Genomic DNA, 19,373 nt, shown 5'->3' with positions numbered 1-19,373 from the left:
TTTTTAAATACTGTACCCTACTTAAATAAGTAGCTCGATGTTAGAAATTATCTTTGGTTTTGTTGCATTGTTCTACTTAAGCAAAAGACAAAGCTGTCTATGAAATGACAATCATAAACAGCTTTGTCTTATAAGTAGTTCAAACGGCTTTCTCAACGTCGTCCACTTTGAATTTTGTCAAATATAGCTCCGTCATCGAAGAATTTTTTCTGTACAGTGTTCCAGCCGCCTAAACTTTGAACATTGTAAAGATTGGCAACTTTAGGGAATTTTTTCCCGACTTCTTTAGCTACAGCAGAGTTAACCGGTCTAAAACCAACTTTGGAAAACTCGCGTTGGGCTTCTGGAGTGAAAAGAAATTTCACAAAAGCCTCAGAAACTGCACGAGTACCACGTTTATCGACGACCTTATCAACAACTGCAACTGGGCCATCTATGGAAATGTTGGTTTGAGGAATAGTATAGGACGGTGATGTTTTCCCCTGTTGTGCAGCTAGGATAACTTCGTTTTCATAGTTAAGTAATACATCCCCTTGACCTTTCTTGTAAAAGGCATCGCTGGCTTCTCGCGCATCTCTAGGTAATACAGGCACATTTCTATAGACTTTAGTCACAAAATCTAGAGCTTGAGCTTCACTACCCTTATTTTTAGCGATCGCACCCCACAAAGCCAAGAAGTTCCAGCGCGCACCACCTGAAGTTTTCGGGTTGGCTGTAATTACCTTGACTCCCGGTTTAGCTAAATCATTCCAAGTTTTAATATTTTTTGGATTTCCTTCTCTGGTTTCTAGCGCTACTACTGAACGAGTCACAATAGAATTATTCGGCGCTTCTTGCTCCCAACCTGGCTTAATTAACCCTGCTTGTTCAATTTTTTTGGTATCTAGCGCCAACGCTAAAGCAACAACATCTGCTTCTAAACCATCTATTACAGCACGGGTTTGAGAGCCAGAACCACCGTAACTCTGCTTGATGACTATATCCTGGCCTTTTTCTCGCTTCCATTTAGCGACAAACTGAGGAATAATTTTCTCGTAAGCAGCCTTTGTCACTGCATAAGAAACCAGCGTGATTTCAACTTTCTGGCCTCCTTGGCTAATCAGTTGAGTCTTTTGGTTTGCAGATGCAACTTGAGAATTTGTCGTGGTAAAGGGCATTAAAGCACTTAAACCCAAACCGGCTGCTAGTATCAGGGCTGAAGGTTGACTCAGAGGTGGCTTCCACGTAGTGAATAGTTGCTTTTTCGCCTCGGCAATTGAGTTAAGTCTTGATAGAATTTTAGGTGTCATGGGATGTGTTTCACTGAGTGGCTAACGCAATTAGTTGATGCAAATTCCAGACAAAGACAATATGAACTTCGGGCAATAAGAGTATTAGAAAATACAACTTATTGCCCCGTTTTTTTACTTAGAATTTACGGTTTATCTATCGTAGAACGATGTTATAAAAAAGTAAAGTCAAGAAAAAAAATTCGGAATATACGAATCTTTGAACTATGAAGTAGTCATTGCCATATCACGAGGAAATAAGCTACAACCCAAGCCAAAAAAGGATATTAGCCAAAAATAATAGACAAATTCACTGGTGAAATATAGACCTCATACAATCCTCAGGCATCTAGTATCAGGTTACTTTGAACACAAAGTAGTTAAATGTGATAGCTATTTGACACTTAAAAGCCATAGCGTTTTTAATTGCTGAGCAAACTGGTAAAATTCCTATATTCCCCATATTCTCGATAGAGAATCTGAAGTTTTTTATTTTTTACTTGCCTAAATACCTTAGACTGTAATAACAATATTCCTACCAATTAACTGTAGATTTGTACGGAGGAGATACCAATGAGTGAGTGGCAGCGTCCCCTGAAAAAATTGTGGTTGCTAGCAGAGCAGAGGACATATAGGTTCAGATTTAACTCCCTGAAAAGCTTTGTGTCACTGGTATTAGTTGGGGCTGTTTTGAGTGTGGCGCTTGCAGCCTGCACTGGTGGTAGTGAAAACAATACTTCCACCGCAAACCCCGTTGCTAGTCCTGTTGCAGCCAACAAACCAAACGTGGAATTAACTCTAGTATCCTTTGCTGTTACCAAGGCAGCACATGAGGCAATTATTCCTAAATTTGTAGAAAAATGGAAGCAAGAACATAACCAAACTGTCACATTTAAACAGAGTTATGGCGGTTCTGGTTCTCAAACCCGTGCCGTTATCGATGGTTTAGAAGCAGATGTTGTCCACTTAGCACTGGCTTTAGACACGCAAAAAATTGAGAAAGCAGGGTTAATTCAACCAGGATGGGAAAAAGAACTTCCTAATGATGGAATTGTCTCCAAATCTGTAGCAGCAATCATTACCCGTCCAGGCAACCCCAAAGGTATCAAAACATGGGCAGATTTGGCTAAGGACGATGTTAAAGTAATTACTGCTGATCCTAAAACCTCAGGTATTGCTCGCTGGAACTTCTTAGCTTTGTGGAACTCCGTGATCAAAACTGGTGGTGATGAAGCTAAGGCAACAGAGTTTGTGACTAAGGTTTATGGAAACGTGCCAATTTTAACCAAGGATGCGCGGGAAGCAACTGACGCATTTGCCAAACAAGGCCAAGGAGACGCTCTGATTAATTACGAAAATGAAGTCATTTTGGCACAGCAAAAAGGTGAAAAGTTGGATTATGTAATTCCTAGTGTCAATATTTCTATTGATAATCCTATCGCTGTCGTAGATCAGAATGTTGATAAGCATGGTAATCGAGAAGTAGCCGAAGGATTTGTCAAATTCTTATATACCCCAGAAGCACAAGAAGAGTTTGTGAAATTAGGTTTTCGACCAGTAGATGAGAAAGTTGCTCAAACGAAAGAAGTAACAGATAAGTTTCCCAAAGTAGATACTCTAGGTACTGTTCAAGACTTAGGAGGCTGGGCAACAATTGACAAAAAATTCTTTGCTGATGGTGGTGTTTTTGACCAAATTCAAGCCAAAAACAAGCGGTAAATGGGTAATAGGTAATGGGTAATAGAGGAATTTAATGTGATGATTATAGATACTTAAGTATGTGTAGGGTGGGCATCGCCCACCAACACTCTGATACTTTTGGCAATGATCATATAACGCATAACTCAAAAATAAACATAGTAATCCTATGGGTAAAATTTTTGAGCAATTACCAATTACCAGTTACTAATTACCAGCACATCAAGCTAAATATTCTGTGTTTTTTTCATTTTGAATTGTTTATGACTTTATCTCCTACTACGAAAGTAGACATTAAAACTTCTAACTGGCAAGTGTTTATTCATAAAGTGGTGAATTTGCCTTGGACATGGCGAATTACTATTGGATATTTAACGGTAATGTTATTTGTCCCCATCATTGCCATGTTTCTCAAAGCCAGTACAGAATCACCTGCTAGGTTTTGGGAAATAGCTACTAGTGAACTTGCATTAGCAACATATAATGTTACTTTTGTGACTTCGTTACTTGCCGCTTTACTCAACGGTGTATTTGGTACATTGATAGCCTGGGTTTTGGTACGCTATGACTTTCCGCTTAAAAGAATAGTAGATGCTACCGTAGATTTACCCTTCGCATTGCCAACGGCAGTAGCAGGTTTAACATTAGCAACTGTTTACAGCGATAATGGTTGGATTGGTTCTTTGTTAGCACCACTAGGGATTAAGGTATCGTTCACCCGTTTGGGTGTCTGGGTAGCGATGGTATTTATTTCCTTACCTTTTATAGTCAGAACAGTGCAACCTGTACTGCAAGAGATGGAGCATGATGTTGAAGAAGCAGCTTGGTCTTTGGGTGCTTCTCAGTGGCAAACTTTCTCGAAAGTGATACTACCACCTTTGTTTCCCTCGATTTTAACTGGTGTGGCTTTGGGTTTTTCCCGTGCTGTTGGTGAGTATGGCTCGACTGTAATTATTGCTTCTAACACACCCTTTCAAGATTTGATTGCACCAGTATTGATTTTCCAGAGGTTAGAGCAGTACGACTATTCTGGTGCAACAGTGATTGGTATAGTCTTACTGACGATTTCTTTGGTAATGCTATTAGGAATTAATCTGTTACAAGGGTGGTCAAGAAGATATGACAATAAGTGAGCCGAAACAGCACTCATCTGGGACTAATACAGACAAAGTTAAACCACCACAAAAAAAGAGTTGGGTTCCCACAATTTTAATTTTTGTAGCGATCGCCTATTTAGCGTTAATTCAATATATCCCGGCAATCAACGTTTTTGTCCAAGCTTTCAGTAAAGGAGTGGGGCCATTTTTGGAGAACCTCACCCATAGCGACTTTCTTAGTGCTGCCAGATTAACTGTATTGTTGGCATTAATTGCCGTACCTTTAAATACAGTATTTGGTTTATGTGCAGCTTGGGCGATCGCTCGTCATAAATTCCCTGGACGTGCTTTAGTCTTAAGTATTATTGACTTACCCTTTTCTATCTCGCCCGTAGTTGCTGGCTTGATGCTGGTGCTGCTTTATGGACGTAATGGCTGGTTTGGGCCTTTACTGGAGGCAAATGACATCAGAATTATCTTTGCCTTTCCGGGGATGGTTTTAGCCACAGCATTTGTGAGTATGCCTTTTGTCGCCCGTGAAGTAATTCCTGTTTTAGAGGAATTTGGTAAAGACCAGGAAGAAGCCGCTAAAACTTTGGGTGCCAATGAATGGCAGACATTTTGGCGAGTTACCCTACCAGGAATTCGCTGGGGCTTGCTATATGGCGTAATTTTGACCAATGCTAGAGCAATGGGTGAATTTGGTGCAGTCTCCGTAGTCTCAGGAAATATCGCCAATAAAACCCAGAGTTTGCCATTGTTTGTAGAGGATGCTTATAAACAGTATGAAACAGAAGCAGCTTTTTCTGCGGCGGTACTTTTAGCACTACTAGCAGTAGTTACCTTAGTATTGAAAGAGATTGTAGAACGCAAAACTCGCATTAAAGATGTGGATTAATTGGGAATGGGTAATTGGTAATTGTTGATACCTATTATTAGCCAATACCCTACTCCTTAGTAAAAATCAACCAATGGTTTATATATGGCTAGTGACAACACACTCAGCAATAAAAGGATTCGCGTACGGATTCCTAAAGACTATCACCAGGAACCCGTGATTTCTCGGCTAGTTTCGGAATATGGTCTGACAGTAAATATCGCTGCGGCAATTTTAGGAGCCAATGCTGTTGGAGATGGCTGGTTCGATTTGGATTTGCAAGGTACAAATACACAAATCCAAAGTGGACTGAACTATCTACAGGAATTGGAACTGGAAGTCTGGGATGAGACTAAAGTTGGTGGTTGGTAAAAACAATGTTCGATCTAAAAACCCCGATTTCTCTAAGAAATCGGGGTTTTGCTTTAATGTTTAATTGTGATTTATACCAATTCTCCAAAATCAAGTAACACATCCAAACCTTAAAAACCAGACCAAATCTGACTTTCTTAATTTTGAATTTTGAATTTTGAATTTTGAATTTTGAATTGGTCTTATTTATCGTCCGTTGGATGAACGGATAATGGGATTTTCTACAGAATCTCGATATTGTTGAACAGCATCCGTATAACCAATAGGTAGGACTGCTTCAACGTTTTCATGGGGACGAGGAATAATCACCCAGGATTCTAATGTACCACCGTAAACATTTTGTGCGGCTTCCACACCAGCCGCCATTGCCGTTTTAACTTCCGAAACATCTCCACGGATATTGACTGTAAAACGAGCGCTACCAACCCGGATATAACCCACAAGGGTGACACGGCCAGCTTTGACCATAGCATCTGCTGCTGCTAACACAGCCGGAAAACCCTTAGTCTCTAATGCTCCCACTGCCTGTAGTGATGACATTTAATAATCTCCTGTATGAATAATAAATTTATGGAGCGCACCAGTTCATTGTATGAAGCTTCGCTACATTTGTTGATGACACAATTGCTTAGAACATCCGAAAGGGTTCTGATTCTTCAGTAAAGTGAATGGGGAGAATATCTACCACATTTTCGGGAGGATTGGGAACTATGTAGTGGGTGATGACTTCACCACCGTGTGCTTGCTCACCAGCCTCAATTCCCGCCTCAACGGCTCGTCTTACTTCTGCAACGTGTCCCCTCACTGCAACTAACAAGCGGGCGCTCTCCGCCTGACCATAATAGACAATGGTGACTGCGGCAGATTTTACCATCGCATCTGCTGCCGCTAGCACAGCCGGAAATCCTAAAGTTTCGATTACGCCAACCGCCATTGGCATGGCATTAGCTCCTGATAAAAAAAGTTAAGTGATATTAATTGTACGTGGCTTTAGACACCATTGTGATGGCGAGGAGGAAATTTCTTTTGTAGGGATTGGGGATTGGGGACAAAAAAGTAAAAAGTAAAAAGGTGAAAGATTTTTTCTTTTGACTTTTGCCTTGGATTGGGGATTGACCAATTCCTTATAGGCCTGCTTCTGGTAAAGTAGGATTTATGTTTCCAAGTTTTTTACCTGCCGCAGTCGGGCAACTTACTGAATCTGAATCGATCGCCTTAGCTAAGACTATTCAAACTCAAGCGATCGCTACTCCCCTGAGTAATCAACCAATCACCACAGCCTATGTACGTCAAGGTAGCGGTGGTACACCAATTTTATTAATTCATGGCTTCGATAGTTCTGTCTTAGAATTTCGTCGGCTTTTGCCACTGCTAGGGAAAGAGAATGAAACTTGGGCGGTGGATTTGTTGGGTTTTGGATTTACCCAAAGGCTTGCAGGGATAAAATTTAGCCCTGTTGCCATTAGAACTCACTTGTATTCCTTCTGGAAAACCCTGATTAACCAACCTGTGATTTTAGTTGGTGCTTCAATGGGGGGTGCAGCCGCGATTGATTTTACTCTGACTTATCCAGAAGCAGTTCAGAAACTAGTATTAATTGACAGTGCTGGCTTGCGAGGGGGTTCACCGCTAAGTAAATTCATGTTTCCCCCGTTGGATTATTTAGCAGCGCAATTTTTACGTAGTCCAAAAGTGCGCGATCGCGTTTCTCGTGCTGCTTACAAAAATCCGAACCTTGCTACTGTCGATGCTTTATGTTGTGGTGCATTACATTTAGAAATGCCTAGCTGGCCTGAAGCTTTAATTGCTTTTACCAAAAGTGGTGGGTACACAGCTTTTAGATTTAAGCAACTAGCAGAAATTATCTCACCAACCCTGATTTTGTGGGGTGATGCTGATAGGATTTTGGGTACGGAGGACGGTAAAAGATTTAAAAGAGCAATTCCTCATAGCCAACTGATTTGGATTCAAGATTGTGGTCATATTCCACATTTAGAACAACCAGGAATTACGGCTCAACATATACTAAGTTTCTGTAGTTAATTATAATCAGTACTTACGCATCCAGGTTGTCTGTTGAGACTGGGTGTAAGGGTTTAAAACATTCATGCGTAAGGTGTAGGTTGGGTGGAGGAACGGAACCCAACATTCTCAACACTTTGTTGGGTTCTGCTATCGCTCCACCCAACCTACTATTCTCTTAACTGAACCGTATTGGGTTATGGAGGGGTAAGGGTTTGAAACATTTATGCGTAAGTTCTAGATAATTGAAAATTATGCTATTTCCATAACAAAACTTTCCGGATGAGCCTGCTTAAAGTTGAATATATACCATACAGTAAATATATCTTTTCAACTTATGGAAATGCCTCAACGGGTATCAGTTCGCTATAAAGATACCTCCTACAACATCAATGAGATCAGGTTAAAAACCTTCTGTCTAGGAATGAAAATTTGGGAAGAACAAACTAAGCCCAGAAAAACAGAGTTGTATGAGTTCATATTAGCTTGCTTAAAACAGGTTGATCGACAAGACCGCTTTATTTTTTCTCTATTATTTATAGAGTTAGCCGATATGATCCGCGATACCTCTTTAAATAGAAATATGAAAGAGGACTTGATTAAAACAGCTTTCCGAGAATTTGCTTTTGCATTGGCAGACTTTGAGGATATTGCTGTTAAGTCAAATTAAAATTGGGTAATTGGTAATTGAAAGGTAAATTATACCAATTCTCTCATATCCAGAAAACCATACAAAAGCGGCAACTGTTACGTCTTGTGATTAATGGCTTAGTTAGATGATATTATCCGCCGCAAAATTGCTTAAATTATCACGTCGCCATTGAGCATCTATTTTTCTATTTGTGCGTAATTCTAAAACTCGAATCCCTGTATTTGGTAGTGGGTTTAATCTCTGCTGTAAATGCACCCAGGAATGAATTAATTCATGTTGGACATTATAAGTGGTGCATAACTGAGCAAAATCAATATCTTGGGGCGTACCAAAAAATTCTTCAAATGGCGGTTCAAATTTAGCAATGGGTAACATTTCAAAAATTCCCCCGCCATTATTGTTGATTAAGATAATTGTCAGATGTCCGACAAACTTATTTCTAATTAAAAAACCGTTGGTGTCGTGTAATAAAGCTAAATCTCCTGTGATTAGCACACTACTTTGATGACGGTGGGCGATTCCTAAAGCGGTGGATAATGTGCCATCGATACCGTTTGCGCCTCGGTTAAAATGCGATCGCACTCTTAAATTATTCGGTTTCCAGAAAAACTCTACATCCCGCACTGGCATACTGTTAGCAATAAATAAGGGCGTTTCTGGTGGTAGTATCTGAGAAAGTAACCAGGCGGCTTTACACTCTACCAAGTCTTCCATCTTATCCAAAGTCTCATCCACATTGACCCTAACTTTGGTTTCAGCATTACACCACAATTGCAGATACTCTGAGACAGAAGATTTGTCTTCCTCTACCCCCTTACACCCCAACTCTTCCACCCTAATTCTTAAATGGGTCGTCCTTCCATGCAAAGGGTCGAGGTTTTGGTCACTGGGATCAATTACCCAGCGTCGGGGTTGGTGAGTATCTATCCAAGTACGCAGTTCTTTACTAGTTGGCATATCACCTATTTGGATTACCATGTCTGGTGCTAGCCTTGTTGCTAATTGTTGATTGCGTAAAATCAAGTCGTAGGTGGAAATTAAATAGGGGTTTAGGTCAGCGTAATTTCTGATTGGGGAAAGTCCCTCAGCTAACACAGGCCATTGCAGAGTTTGGGAAAGTCGAGCGATCGCTCTACAATATTCCTGTGGCTGTTGTGGTTGGGCGACACCAGCAATGATGATTCCTCGCTGAGATTTTAACCATTCTGGGGGAATGGACAGTTGGGAATGATCAGGGAGTGAGGTAGTATCTGTTATTCCCGCAAAAAATTCTTCTGGGTGAAACTTAGTCAGTAAATAGCTCAAATCTGCACCATCAGGAATCGGTGCAAGGGGGTCACGAAAGGGGATATTTAAATGTACTGGCCCCGGTGTTGGCGCTTGCATCCTGTACCAACTATGAATTACCGTTTGTCGCAGATACCCTAGCATCCCCATGTCTGATACTGGCAAAGCTAACTCCGTTTGCCAGTTTGGGTAACTACCGAAGAGTTTCACCTGATCTATAGTTTGTCCAGAGTGACAATCTCTTAGCTCTGGGGGTCTATCGGCGGTTAATAATAACAGTGGTACACGACTTTCTTGAGCCTCGATAACGGCTGGATAAAAATTTGCCCCCGCAGTTCCCGAAGTGCAAACAATCGCCACAGGACGATTAGTTGCTTTGGCTAAACCCAAGGCGAAAAAAGCCGCAGAACGTTCATCTAGTATAGAAATCCCTTCAATATCTGGTGCTTGTTGGGCAAAGGCCACAGCCAAGGGAGTGGAACGAGAACCAGGGCAAATTACTGCATAAGCCAATCCTAACCGCTTGAGTGTTTCGGTGAAAACATAAGCCCAAAGTTGATTAATATTTTTATAGGCGATCGGCATTAAATTAGACATAGCAGTAATACTATTCGCAATTCATAAGTACAGAAATTTTACCCAGTAGGGTAGGCATTGCCCACCAAAACTTAGATATGCTGTGTATCGCCCTATTGGCTTCTTTCCAATTACCGATCACCTATTACCCCCTACCACATTCACAGACCATCTAGCAACTGGAATTAATGGTTAAAATCAGATTATTTGCTTATATGATTGATATTTAATTCGTGGCTAATATTTCTTGTCCCAACTGCCATCAGCAAGTTGATAGTCAGGCTCTTATCTGCCCTTACTGTCGTACAACACTCAAAGCTTACGGTCATCCTGGCATTACCTTACATCGTGCCGCCAAAGACACCTATCTATGCGACACCTGTACCTACCATGCTGACGATACTTGTACATTTCCCAAGCGTCCCTACGCTAAAGATTGTACCCTATACCAAAACATCGCCGAGAGAAACGCTCAATTAGAAGAACAGCAAGCCGCTAATACTCCTACTGCATCTATCAAAAGTTGGATGCAACGCAATCAAGCTTTATTACTCCTACTAGGTTTATTACTCATCTGTTTTTTGATAGTCTTGTCAACTTCTTGACATCTTCTCCCGCTAACCCTGCGGATGTAGTGGGAGATTTCCAAAAGTCACTGCAAAGTAATTTGATTAACTTTTAACTACATTTAATAATAAGTATAAATACTAGACTGACTAAAATATATATACATATCATTAGGTAATTATTATGCTATAAATACTTGAGGCTATGAGATAATTAAACACAGAAAAAATTTGACCAAAAATCTAAATTTACTTTTAGGAGTAAACAGTTGTGGGGTTTAATCCTGAGCTTTGCCGTAACGAAAGCGAAGTTGAAAGCAAACTGATTGTGCAATATTTATTACCGCAGCTAGGATATACTCCAGACACTTGGCATCAAGAAGTTGCCGTTGGTAGCATTCGACTAGATTTTTTAGCATTTGCTGCACAAGTCCTTCCCTTTGTTTTAGATGCTAACTCGCCGTTGAGTGTGGTGATGGAAGCAAAGCATCCTAAACAAAATTTAAATAATCATGTCCCCAGGCTCAGGCACTATTTAACCAGTCTGAATGTTAGGTATGGTTTATTAACTAATGGTAAGGAAATTAGGATTTATGAAAAGGTTAAAAATTATGTTCAGCTAGTTTTCCAGTGTTCAGGAAAGGAAGTTGAAATAAAGTTAGAGGAAATTCAAAATTTAATTAGTCGAGAAAGTCTAAAAGAAATACAGTTAATCGATCAATCAAAAATTAATCAAGTCGAAGTCAAACAACCAAATTTACAAGTTCAGGATCAAAATACGATGAAAATCATTGCTATTTACCATAATAAAGGTGGAGTTGGAAAAACTACTGTAGCCGCCAATCTTGCGGCAGCATTAAGCAAAAAAGGTAAAAGCGTTCTTTTAATTGATATAGATTCTCAAGCAAATACGACTTTTGCCACAGGATTAATAAAATTTCAATTTGAGGAAGATGATGATTTAAGAGAACGCAATGTATTTCATTTATTAGAATCAGGGGATTTCAATTTTATTCCTGATGTAGTTCGTAAATCTGATTATTTCAATAATCCAGAAATAGATGTTATCCCTTCTCACATCACTTTGATTCAAGAACAAGAGAAACTTAACAAAATTTTAGCCAGTAGAAGTAGGTTAGTGTCAAAACTGAAACGAGTTGAAAATAATTATGACATAGTTATTATTGATACACCGCCATCAAGAGATTTATATGCTCAAGTGGCACTTATTGCATCTGATTATTTGATTATTCCTTCAGATTTAAAACCTTTTGCCAATCAAGGCTTACCAACAGTGAAAGATTTTGTGAACGAAATTAACGAATCAAGAGAAGTGATGGCTAAACAACCTATTAAAATTATGGGTGTTCTTGCTTCTAAAATTTCAACTAATGCTAAATATTTACAATACACATTTCCCAAACAAAGAGAAGTAATTTCGGAACGTTACCAGCTACCACTCATGGAAGCAGTAATTTATGATAGAACCGCATTATCAGAATGTATGAATCAATCTCTACAAGTTGGAGATTTAGAATATCCTGATCCAAAATCTATTATGAAATTTGCTGAACTTAAAACTTCTGCACAAATATCGGCTGAGGAGTTTAACGTATTAGCAGATGAGGTACTACACAATATAGGAGTGAATTAATGATTAATTTTTCTTTAGTAGATGTAAAAAGTATTACAACTGATATCCCACGTTCTAGTTTTGCAGAAGCTGATTTAGATCAATTAGCTGATATTATTCTAGAGACAGGAGGCATCATTAGACCTTTGATAGTTAAAGCAACTGGAGCAGAGAACTATGCAGTAATTGAGGGGCATTTTGAATATTATGTTGCTGTTAGAGCGAGAGAAAAGAACCCCCGAAAAGGTGAAATGGTAAATGCTTTTGTAATTTCCCCCAAGTTAGAAGATTTAGTTATAAAGCAAGCATCAGCTATCAGAGGTATAGAGTTACTTGATAAAGGTGGGAAAACATTACCTGAAACAACTGAAACAACTGAAATAAAAAAATTAGAATCACGTTTAGCGAATTTGGAGCTACGCCTTGAAAAACAAATAAATGAGTTTAAATCAGAGCTAAATCAACAAAGACAACAAACAGCAGATAAAATAAAAAATATTGAAATTACAACGCCTAAACAAATTTCGCCTTTAGAGATATTCAATACTCTAGATCAAACTAAATTAACTTTGAAGTTGATTAATGCAGGTATTAATGAGTCAGTAGCTAATAAAATTTTTACAAGTATAGAAAAAGAACGAAAAAAGAGACAATTTTCTTCTTTGAGTGATGTAATTGAGCGTGTAAAAATTCCTAATGGGAAAACACAAAAAAAAGGTATAACTTCTGAAAAAATGGTAGTTATTCTTGATATCTGGTCACGCATAAATGTTGAAAGCTGACACAAAATTTTACATTGTTAGTTAAACTAAATCTATTACTTCCAAAATATTCAACATATAGCCGTAGCCAGATATATTAGGACATCAAGCCAAGATAAAACCCTGAAAAAAACAAGGCTTTCAAGCCCTCTACAATTAGACGAATAATGGCACAAGCGCCCACCGTAGTTGATCGCTAACTTAAGTATCTAGAATAGGCAATAGGTAAAGCAATATGTACCATTGTTTCCTTCTTATAGACACTGGAAATTGAGAACAATCCCCCATGACTTTCGATGATTTGTTTGGCAAGCTTTAAGCCCATACCTATACCTTGCTGTTCATAAGTTTTGCGTTCAAACTGCATGAAAGCGCCGATTTTAGATATCTGTTCTTCTGTCATACCCCGGCCGAAATCATGAATGTAGACATTTAACATTCCTGCTACTACCTGACTACTGATTTTAATGGTTGTCCCTCGCCGGGAAAATTTGAGCGCATTATCAACTAATTCATAGATGATAATCGCTAGATATCGAGCCGAGATTGACACTTCAGCTTCCTCAATTGCAAACATGAGATCGTCGCGGCGATTAACACTTGGAGCATGAGATTGTAAAATTGCTTCAATTACTGCTATGGAAAAGTGGGTTGACTCAGAGGCGATGTTTTGCTGTTGGTTTGTTGATAATTCTAGTTCTAAATAGAGCAGCAATTGTTTGATTAATCTTTCTAGGTTACGGGCAGATAAATCTACCCAGCCTAAAAGTTCCTGGATTTCACCAGTGTCCATGTTCTCAATATCTGCCATGAGTATACTGATAGTTCCGACAATACCATTTAGTGGTGTATTGAGTTCATGGGGTAAGGCAGCAGCTAAATTGCCGCGCAGTTCATCAAGTGTACTTTCCAATACTTTGATGGTGCTTGTTTGGATATTCGATAAAGTTTGAATTTTGTCATACTGTTGCTTAATCCTCAGCATTGAATGAAGGCGCGCCCTCAACTCCAGAGCATTGATAGGTTTACTAATGAAGTCATCGGCACCAGATTTTAAGCAGCGTGCGAGGTCTTCTTTGGCGGTGAGGGCTGTTACCATAATGATCGGCACTGACTGCCATTGGGGCATGGCTTTAATTCGCTGACACACTTCTATCCCATCCATTCCCGGCATCATCACATCTAGCAAAATCAGGTCTGGCTGAAATAGGTTGAGGGAGGCGATCGCCTCTTGACCACTAGCAACATAATGTAGTGTATAGTCTTGCTCACTTAAGAGGGTTTCAATAACATCAAAGTTATCTGGTAGATCGTCAATTACAAGAATAGAGGGCAGATTCATTTTTTTGTTTCCATTAAAAGCTGTTGAATGGTGGTGGCCAGTTGCTTGAGCTTAACTGGTTTAGTCAGGTAGTCATTGGCTCCTGCTTGTAAACAGCGATCGCGATCGCCAGTCATTGCCAGGGCCGTGAGTGCCACAATGGGAATATTCACCAACTCAGGATCAAGGCGAATCTGTCGGATTGCCTCTAGACCGTCGATTCCCGGCATTTGGATATCCATCAAAATCAAGTCGGGCTGGTGGATTGTGGCCAGTTCTAGGGCTTGTTCACCATTTGTTGCTAACAAAATGCCATAGCCTTTGGCACTGAGGTAGCTAGAAAATGTTTTGATATTGGCTTCATTATCTTCGGCTAGCAAGATTACAGGGGCAAGGCTTGCGGCTTCTTCAGCATTGGCAAAGTCCAGTTCTGAATTAGGGGTAGTTAATAAATCCCGAATTAGTTCGGGTGATGAGGGAGTACTGGGAGTACAAGGTAGTTCAATTGTGAAGCAGCTGCCTACACCCAGCTCACTGGTTAAACCCACCCTACCACCGTGGAGTTCGACAATTTTTTTCACCAATGCCAATCCCAAGCCTGTACCCTCATATTGACGATTTAATGCGCTATCAATTTGGATGAAGGGCTGAAATAGCTTGTTGATATTCTCCTGCATAATGCCAATGCCTGTATCGATCACGGCAATTTGCAAAAAGTTCTGCACTGTGGATATATCGGGGGAAACTTGGGTAACTTCTAGGGAAATGCGTCCTGTCTCCGGCGTGAATTTGACCGCATTATTGAGCAGGTTAATTAACACCTGACGAATCCGGCGTTCATCAACAAACAGGTCAGGTAAATTGAGCGGAATTTTGATTTCCACTTGAATCCGTTTTTGCAATGCTTGCTGTTTGATAAATACCAGACTGGATTGACACAGAGCCGCTACTGAAATTGCAGTGCAATCTAGTTTGATCTGTCCGGCTTCAATTTTCGCTACATCGAGAATATCGTTGATCAAATCCAGTAAATGAGAGCTGCTACGCTCAATGGTTTCCAAGGCTTTGAATTGTTTATCGTTGATCATGCCAAAAACTCCTTCTTGTAACCCTTCGGTCATGCCGAGAATGGCGTTGAGGGGGGTGCGGAGTTCGTGGCTCATGTTAGCCAGGAATTCATCTTTGAGGCGAGTAGCACGGGCGAGTTCTTGGTTAGAAATGGCTAGTTGTTGATTACTCTGGGTGAGCTTGAGTTCTGCCTGTTGTCTTTCGGCCAGTTCTTGCTGTAATTGCTCAACCAGACTTGCTTGTTGAATGGCGATCGCTAACTGGGTGGCAAGTTGTTGGGTAAAATCAATTTCTGACTGCTCCCAGTGGCGAGTTGTCGCGCACTGATGAATGCACAGCAAACCCCATAACTCAGCACCGCAAAGTAAGGGCATAATCACATTGGCACGCACATGAAACTGAGCCAAGATATCAGTGTGGCAGGTTGTCATGTCACTGTTATAGATATCATCAACCACATAAGACCTGCCCAAAGCGTAGAGAGAGGAATAGTTTTCCCCAAAGCACTGGTCGTGTACCCGAATTGCGATGACTGAGGGAAACTCGTCTACAACAGATTCAGCCACAAATTCGCCGTCATTAAAGTTGGATTCGGGATAGAACTTGAAAATGCCCACCCGATCAGCCTGAATCACTTGACGGATGTCCTGGCAAGCGATGTCAAAAATGGTCTGGAGGTCTAGGGATTGACGAATCCTCTGGGTAATTTCTCGCAGCAGTTTCTCTCTTTCTGCCTGTTGGCGAATAATTTCCTCAGCCTTTTTGCGATCACTAATATCAAAGTGGACTCCAATCATTTTCTGGGGATTACCCTCAGCATCTCGCACCACCACACCATAGGCTTTGATGAAGTGGATACTGCCATCAGGATGTATGACACGAAATTCAGTATCGTATTCTGCTTGTCCTAAAACTGCTTGCTGGACTAATATTTCTGTATTGGTGCGGTCATCAGGATGTAGCCCATTTGCCCAAGTGTCGTAGACTAAACGTGAATCAGTTGTTTTGGTAACACCATAGAGTTCGTACATCCGCTCATCCCAAAAGATGGTGTTCTCACCAATATCCCAGTCCCAACAGCCGATGGCCGCAGATTTGAGGGACAAAGCCAGGCGCTCGGATATTTTCTGGAGTTGTGCTTCTCGTGCTTGGAGTTCAGCCGTGCGTTCTTCAACTTTAGCTTCTAGGTTTTGATTGAGGGCGATATAACGCTGTTCGCTTTCTTGTAGTCGATCTGACCCTTCCTGAAGGGCGATTAGTTGCTCCTGCAATTTTTGGTGGGTAGTAGCTTGCTGAATGGCGATAGCCAGATGTACAGATAACCCTTGCAGCAGTTCGATTTCTTCAGTTTGCCACTCGCGGGCGTGCTGGCTTTCGGTGACATTGAGCAAACCCCACAGTTCATCGCCACACAGCAGGGGTACTAAAATTTTGGCTCGCGTTTGGAGGCGGATTAGCAACTCCCGGTGACAGTCTGTCATTTCTGTGGTGTAGATATCTGGGACGATGCGAATCCGCCCATAGCGATAAAGCTCCGCGCAGCGTTGCTGAAAGCAGATTTCCTGAATCCGTTTGCCCAGTAATGATCTGGAAGATGTGGTAGACTCTGCCATCACGATGCTTTCCCACTCTGCTTCAAAATGCCAAATGTTGACGCGATCGCAACCCAGCAATTGCCGCACCTGCTCCACGGTTGTATCCAGAATGGTTTGTAAACTGAGAGAAGAGCGAATTTGTCTGGAGATATCAGACAAAATCTGTTCCCGACCTGCCTTAGCCTTGAGGCTAGCTGTCCGATCTGCAACTTGCTGCTCTAGCTCAACAGTGCGATTTTCCAGCAGTTGAACCTTCTCTGTCTCTAACCTCACCACCCGTTCTTCCAACATCTGGGCTAGTTTGTATACCTCTAAAGGGTTAAGGGCTTGCAGTAAACTACTTTGGGTAACGATGCCTAATAACTCCCCCTGCTCTCCTGTCACTGCCAACCGACGAATCAAACGCTGCTCCATTATCTGCTGTACGAACCGCAGAGAATAGTCTGGTCTAACGGCAAAAATCGGCGTACTCATCACCGTCTGAACCTGACAGGTTTCCAGATTCAAGCCTAATGCCTGAAACTGGACAATATCCCGCTCGGTGACAATTCCCACCGGAATTTTTTGGGGGTTGGCTGGACACTCACAAAGTTGCACAATCATCACGGAACTGACACGGTTCTCTGTCAAGAGTTGGGCGATCGCCAACATAGAACTATCTGGTGCAGCACAAATCACCTCACAGGTCATCACCTCCGACACCAGACGCAACCGCAACAGATCCACAGAGCGAGAAGTTTGCCGTAGACTTTCATTGGTTAGCAGCCCCACCACCCGCTCCTCCTCGTCTAGAATAGGGATGTGGCGAATACGGTACTGTTGAAGCAAATTAACAGCAAAAAACAAATCGGTAAACTCAGACTCATGCAGGCTGACAACTGGGTGAATCATCACCTCTCGAATCGCCAAATTCTCCAAACAACGCCTCTGGCTACACAGTCTGACTACATCCCGCTCTGTGAAGATACCTAATAGTCTCCCAGCTTCCACTATCAACACGCAGCTTGATCGTGCCTCTAGATGGACTTCATCCAGTTTATCTGTATCACAGATAGCCCGCACGGCACTCATTTGGGCGATCGCATCCATCACCGTTGTCTCCGGTTTGATGATCAGGGGATCACGAATGATCGCTGATTTCAGTTCTGATTGGGTGAGAGACGTTGTGCAGTTAAACATGGAAAAAGAAGGGGATTTATTCTTGAATATTCCCATCAATAACAGACAAGTTACTGAGGTTAATTCTGAGAGTGATTATGCAATAATATTACTTGGATAAATAGAATATATATGGATATCTACGGAATTTTAGAAACCCGTAGCGCATACCACGCCCACAAAAATCAAATAGTATTCCCATACAGCCGAAAAAAATAAAAATTCTAGAAATCGCTTTTAGACAAGATAGATTTGCAGAACTAGAAGATGCTAAACGAGAAGTAAGCATAGCCAATACTGCTTATCAAAAAGGACAGTTAAGCTTTTGGAAAGCTCATCCTTTAGCGATCACACTAGTATAGCTGTCGCCAGTAGTGTATAGATGATACAACCTAGACACAAAAAGACTTTTCACCCAGTCCCCAGTCCCTTCCAGCTATATCTATTGCCTCAACTTCATCAACTTTAATTTGACTGCCCTACCCCAGACTTTTGGTATGGCGTATATTTGCCAGAGTATGAGATTCCACAAATACCCATATTGCGGATAACATTTAAGCAATAATAAGTCTGCTATTACGTGTAATCTAGTTTCCTTTAAGGAATTATCTCTAACAATATATCTAATTTGTTCTGGTTTTGGTGTAGCATGACCAATTATGGCATCTTTTTGGTAGAATTTTGCCTGCACAAATAAACCCAGCATTCTATCCAAATTCCATAAAGGAATCCAAGTTAAAGCACCAAAAATATTCATTGCGGTTGATAATTCGTAGAGTGCAGCTTTCACTCGCTCTGTTTTCCAAATTCTGTTATTAAAGTTTTCAAAATGAATCCCGCTTTGGTCTTTTCTTTGATGCCAGGGAAAGATTATATGTCTAATATCTACCGATTTATCTAAGGGAGCGATGGGAACTTCTAATAGACCTTTGTAGTTTCCTTTTTGGAAGGGAAAAGGATTTTCCGGTGTTTTTTTACATATTTCTAGTTGTTCAACATCAGGATTTGGCTCCCAATCTTTTTGAATTCTTACTTCATCTGTATATTGAATATTTTCAATCTTTAATCTTAAAACCCAACTTTCGGGAAAGAGCCGGAAATATTTAAATGTTAAATCTAAAATATCAGGATGAACATAATCATCATCATCTAGTGCGAGAACATACTCACTTTCAACGTTGAGTAACCCTGTAAATCTTTGAATCACTTCACCTTTATAGGGACTTCTGAGATTCTTTATCCTAGAATCATCTATATTTTTGATAGTTCCTTCCGGTGGATAAACTAAAATAAATTGAACATTTCCTTGAATTCTTAATAATTGCTCTAACCAATAATCTGTAAAATTGCCGCGTGTTGGAGTAACAATTGTTAGAAGAGGGTTGCTATACATATATGTATTTTTTGAGAGCTTGACTACAA

The 19,373-nt window shown here is 40.7% G+C and carries 16 protein-coding genes; 9 read left to right on the top strand and 7 right to left on the bottom strand.

The genetic code is table 11. The features are described 5' to 3' along the window. Window positions 1–152: 152 nt before the first annotated feature. Window positions 153–1,289 carry a sulfate ABC transporter substrate-binding protein gene (locus GSQ19_RS03360; RefSeq protein ID WP_011321377.1) on the bottom strand — a complete coding sequence of 379 codons (1,137 nt, stop codon included), beginning with the start codon at window positions 1,287–1,289 and terminating at the stop codon, window positions 153–155. A gap of 552 nt (window positions 1,290–1,841) precedes the next feature. Between GSQ19_RS03360 and GSQ19_RS03355 the strand changes: the two genes are divergently transcribed. The 4 genes from GSQ19_RS03355 to GSQ19_RS03340 all read left to right on the top strand — a co-directional run bounded on the left by GSQ19_RS03355 (window position 1,842) and on the right by GSQ19_RS03340 (window position 5,312). Continuing rightward, window positions 1,842–2,987, top strand: a complete 1,146-nt coding sequence (locus tag GSQ19_RS03355; RefSeq protein WP_011321376.1) for a sulfate ABC transporter substrate-binding protein — start codon at window positions 1,842–1,844, stop codon at window positions 2,985–2,987. 242 nt (window positions 2,988–3,229) lie between these two features. Continuing rightward, window positions 3,230–4,099, top strand: coding sequence for a sulfate ABC transporter permease subunit CysT (cysT, locus tag GSQ19_RS03350; protein WP_041456482.1), 870 nt, complete (start codon window positions 3,230–3,232; stop codon window positions 4,097–4,099). Beyond that, entirely contained in the window at window positions 4,086–4,961 is an 876-nt protein-coding gene (gene cysW / locus GSQ19_RS03345) for a sulfate ABC transporter permease subunit CysW (RefSeq protein WP_011321374.1), read from the top strand. Before cysT ends, cysW begins: the two co-directional genes overlap by 14 nt. Before the next feature lie 84 nt (window positions 4,962–5,045). Beyond that, window positions 5,046–5,312 carry an NIL domain-containing protein gene (locus GSQ19_RS03340; RefSeq protein WP_011321373.1) on the top strand — a complete coding sequence of 89 codons (267 nt, stop codon included), beginning with the start codon at window positions 5,046–5,048 and terminating at the stop codon, window positions 5,310–5,312. Between the two features lie 186 nt (window positions 5,313–5,498). Here GSQ19_RS03340 and GSQ19_RS03335 read toward each other — a convergent pair whose 3' ends face one another. Together GSQ19_RS03335 and GSQ19_RS03330 are read right to left on the bottom strand one after the other, a co-directional pair. Then, the gene (locus GSQ19_RS03335; RefSeq protein WP_011321372.1) at window positions 5,499–5,852 is read right to left on the bottom strand and encodes a carbon dioxide-concentrating mechanism protein CcmK; all 354 of its coding nucleotides are present in this window, start codon (window positions 5,850–5,852) and stop codon (window positions 5,499–5,501) included. 88 nt (window positions 5,853–5,940) lie between these two features. Continuing rightward, on the bottom strand, window positions 5,941–6,252 hold the full coding sequence (locus tag GSQ19_RS03330; protein WP_011321371.1) for a carbon dioxide-concentrating mechanism protein CcmK: 312 nt from the start codon (window positions 6,250–6,252) through the stop codon (window positions 5,941–5,943). Between the two features lie 215 nt (window positions 6,253–6,467). Between GSQ19_RS03330 and GSQ19_RS03325 the strand changes: the two genes are divergently transcribed. Both GSQ19_RS03325 and GSQ19_RS03320 read left to right on the top strand, forming a co-directional pair. Further along, on the top strand, window positions 6,468–7,355 hold the full coding sequence (locus GSQ19_RS03325) for an alpha/beta fold hydrolase (RefSeq protein WP_011321370.1): 888 nt from the start codon (window positions 6,468–6,470) through the stop codon (window positions 7,353–7,355). 316 nt (window positions 7,356–7,671) lie between these two features. Then, window positions 7,672–8,004: a hypothetical protein gene (locus GSQ19_RS03320; RefSeq protein ID WP_010994489.1), complete on the top strand. Its 333-nt coding sequence runs from the start codon at window positions 7,672–7,674 to the stop codon at window positions 8,002–8,004. A 102-nt stretch (window positions 8,005–8,106) separates the two neighbouring features. Here the strand turns inward: GSQ19_RS03320 and menD are convergent, their stop codons facing one another. Further along, window positions 8,107–9,870 (bottom strand): 2-succinyl-5-enolpyruvyl-6-hydroxy-3-cyclohexene-1-carboxylic-acid synthase, encoded by a 1,764-nt coding sequence (gene menD, locus GSQ19_RS03315; RefSeq protein ID WP_011321369.1) that lies wholly within the window; start codon window positions 9,868–9,870, stop codon window positions 8,107–8,109. A gap of 212 nt (window positions 9,871–10,082) precedes the next feature. On the opposite strand from menD, the gene GSQ19_RS03310 reads away from it, so the two are divergent. The 3 genes from GSQ19_RS03310 to GSQ19_RS03300 all read left to right on the top strand — a co-directional run bounded on the left by GSQ19_RS03310 (window position 10,083) and on the right by GSQ19_RS03300 (window position 12,830). Further along, a complete protein-coding gene (locus GSQ19_RS03310; RefSeq protein WP_011321368.1) occupies window positions 10,083–10,454 on the top strand; it encodes a zinc ribbon domain-containing protein in 372 nt (123 codons plus the stop codon). Between the two features lie 232 nt (window positions 10,455–10,686). After that, window positions 10,687–12,069, top strand: coding sequence for an AAA family ATPase (locus GSQ19_RS03305; protein WP_011321367.1), 1,383 nt, complete (start codon window positions 10,687–10,689; stop codon window positions 12,067–12,069). Continuing rightward, complete coding sequence (locus tag GSQ19_RS03300) at window positions 12,069–12,830, top strand: ParB N-terminal domain-containing protein (protein WP_011321366.1); 762 nt, start codon at window positions 12,069–12,071, stop codon at window positions 12,828–12,830. Before GSQ19_RS03305 ends, GSQ19_RS03300 begins: the two co-directional genes overlap by 1 nt. A 175-nt stretch (window positions 12,831–13,005) precedes the next feature. On the opposite strand, the gene GSQ19_RS03295 is transcribed toward GSQ19_RS03300, so the two are convergent. The 3 genes from GSQ19_RS03295 to GSQ19_RS03285 form a co-directional block, all read right to left on the bottom strand. Then, complete coding sequence (locus tag GSQ19_RS03295) at window positions 13,006–14,151, bottom strand: hybrid sensor histidine kinase/response regulator (protein ID WP_011321365.1); 1,146 nt, start codon at window positions 14,149–14,151, stop codon at window positions 13,006–13,008. Continuing rightward, window positions 14,148–17,972, bottom strand: coding sequence for a GAF domain-containing protein (locus GSQ19_RS03290; protein ID WP_011321364.1), 3,825 nt, complete (start codon window positions 17,970–17,972; stop codon window positions 14,148–14,150). The genes GSQ19_RS03295 and GSQ19_RS03290 overlap by 4 nt, the downstream gene beginning before the upstream one ends. A 421-nt stretch (window positions 17,973–18,393) precedes the next feature. Next, on the bottom strand, window positions 18,394–19,344 hold the full coding sequence (locus GSQ19_RS03285; RefSeq protein WP_011321363.1) for a glycosyltransferase family A protein: 951 nt from the start codon (window positions 19,342–19,344) through the stop codon (window positions 18,394–18,396). Window positions 19,345–19,373: the final 29 nt, after the last annotated feature.

It is taken from the genome of Trichormus variabilis 0441 (assembly GCF_009856605.1).
Lineage (GTDB): Bacteria > Cyanobacteriota > Cyanobacteriia > Cyanobacteriales > Nostocaceae > Trichormus > Trichormus variabilis.
The sequence above is the reverse complement of the archived record's forward strand: the minus strand, read 5'-3'. Positions and strand labels throughout refer to the sequence as shown.

What these genes read in the sequence shown, in the direction of transcription:
- GSQ19_RS03360 (WP_011321377.1), bottom strand. Translation starts at nt 1,289, where the DNA reads ATGACACCTAAAATTCTATCAAGACTTAACTCAATTGCCGAGGCGAAA.
- GSQ19_RS03355 (WP_011321376.1), top strand. Translation starts at nt 1,842, where the DNA reads ATGAGTGAGTGGCAGCGTCCCCTGAAAAAATTGTGGTTGCTAGCAGAG.
- cysT (WP_041456482.1), top strand. Translation starts at nt 3,230, where the DNA reads ATGACTTTATCTCCTACTACGAAAGTAGACATTAAAACTTCTAACTGG.
- cysW (WP_011321374.1), top strand. Translation starts at nt 4,086, where the DNA reads ATGACAATAAGTGAGCCGAAACAGCACTCATCTGGGACTAATACAGAC.
- GSQ19_RS03340 (WP_011321373.1), top strand. Translation starts at nt 5,046, where the DNA reads ATGGCTAGTGACAACACACTCAGCAATAAAAGGATTCGCGTACGGATT.
- GSQ19_RS03335 (WP_011321372.1), bottom strand. Translation starts at nt 5,852, where the DNA reads ATGTCATCACTACAGGCAGTGGGAGCATTAGAGACTAAGGGTTTTCCG.
- GSQ19_RS03330 (WP_011321371.1), bottom strand. Translation starts at nt 6,252, where the DNA reads ATGCCAATGGCGGTTGGCGTAATCGAAACTTTAGGATTTCCGGCTGTG.
- GSQ19_RS03325 (WP_011321370.1), top strand. Translation starts at nt 6,468, where the DNA reads ATGTTTCCAAGTTTTTTACCTGCCGCAGTCGGGCAACTTACTGAATCT.
- GSQ19_RS03320 (WP_010994489.1), top strand. Translation starts at nt 7,672, where the DNA reads ATGGAAATGCCTCAACGGGTATCAGTTCGCTATAAAGATACCTCCTAC.
- menD (WP_011321369.1), bottom strand. Translation starts at nt 9,870, where the DNA reads ATGTCTAATTTAATGCCGATCGCCTATAAAAATATTAATCAACTTTGG.
- GSQ19_RS03300 (WP_011321366.1), top strand. Translation starts at nt 12,069, where the DNA reads ATGATTAATTTTTCTTTAGTAGATGTAAAAAGTATTACAACTGATATC.
- GSQ19_RS03295 (WP_011321365.1), bottom strand. Translation starts at nt 14,151, where the DNA reads ATGAATCTGCCCTCTATTCTTGTAATTGACGATCTACCAGATAACTTT.
- GSQ19_RS03290 (WP_011321364.1), bottom strand. Translation starts at nt 17,972, where the DNA reads ATGTTTAACTGCACAACGTCTCTCACCCAATCAGAACTGAAATCAGCG.
- GSQ19_RS03285 (WP_011321363.1), bottom strand. Translation starts at nt 19,344, where the DNA reads ATGTATAGCAACCCTCTTCTAACAATTGTTACTCCAACACGCGGCAAT.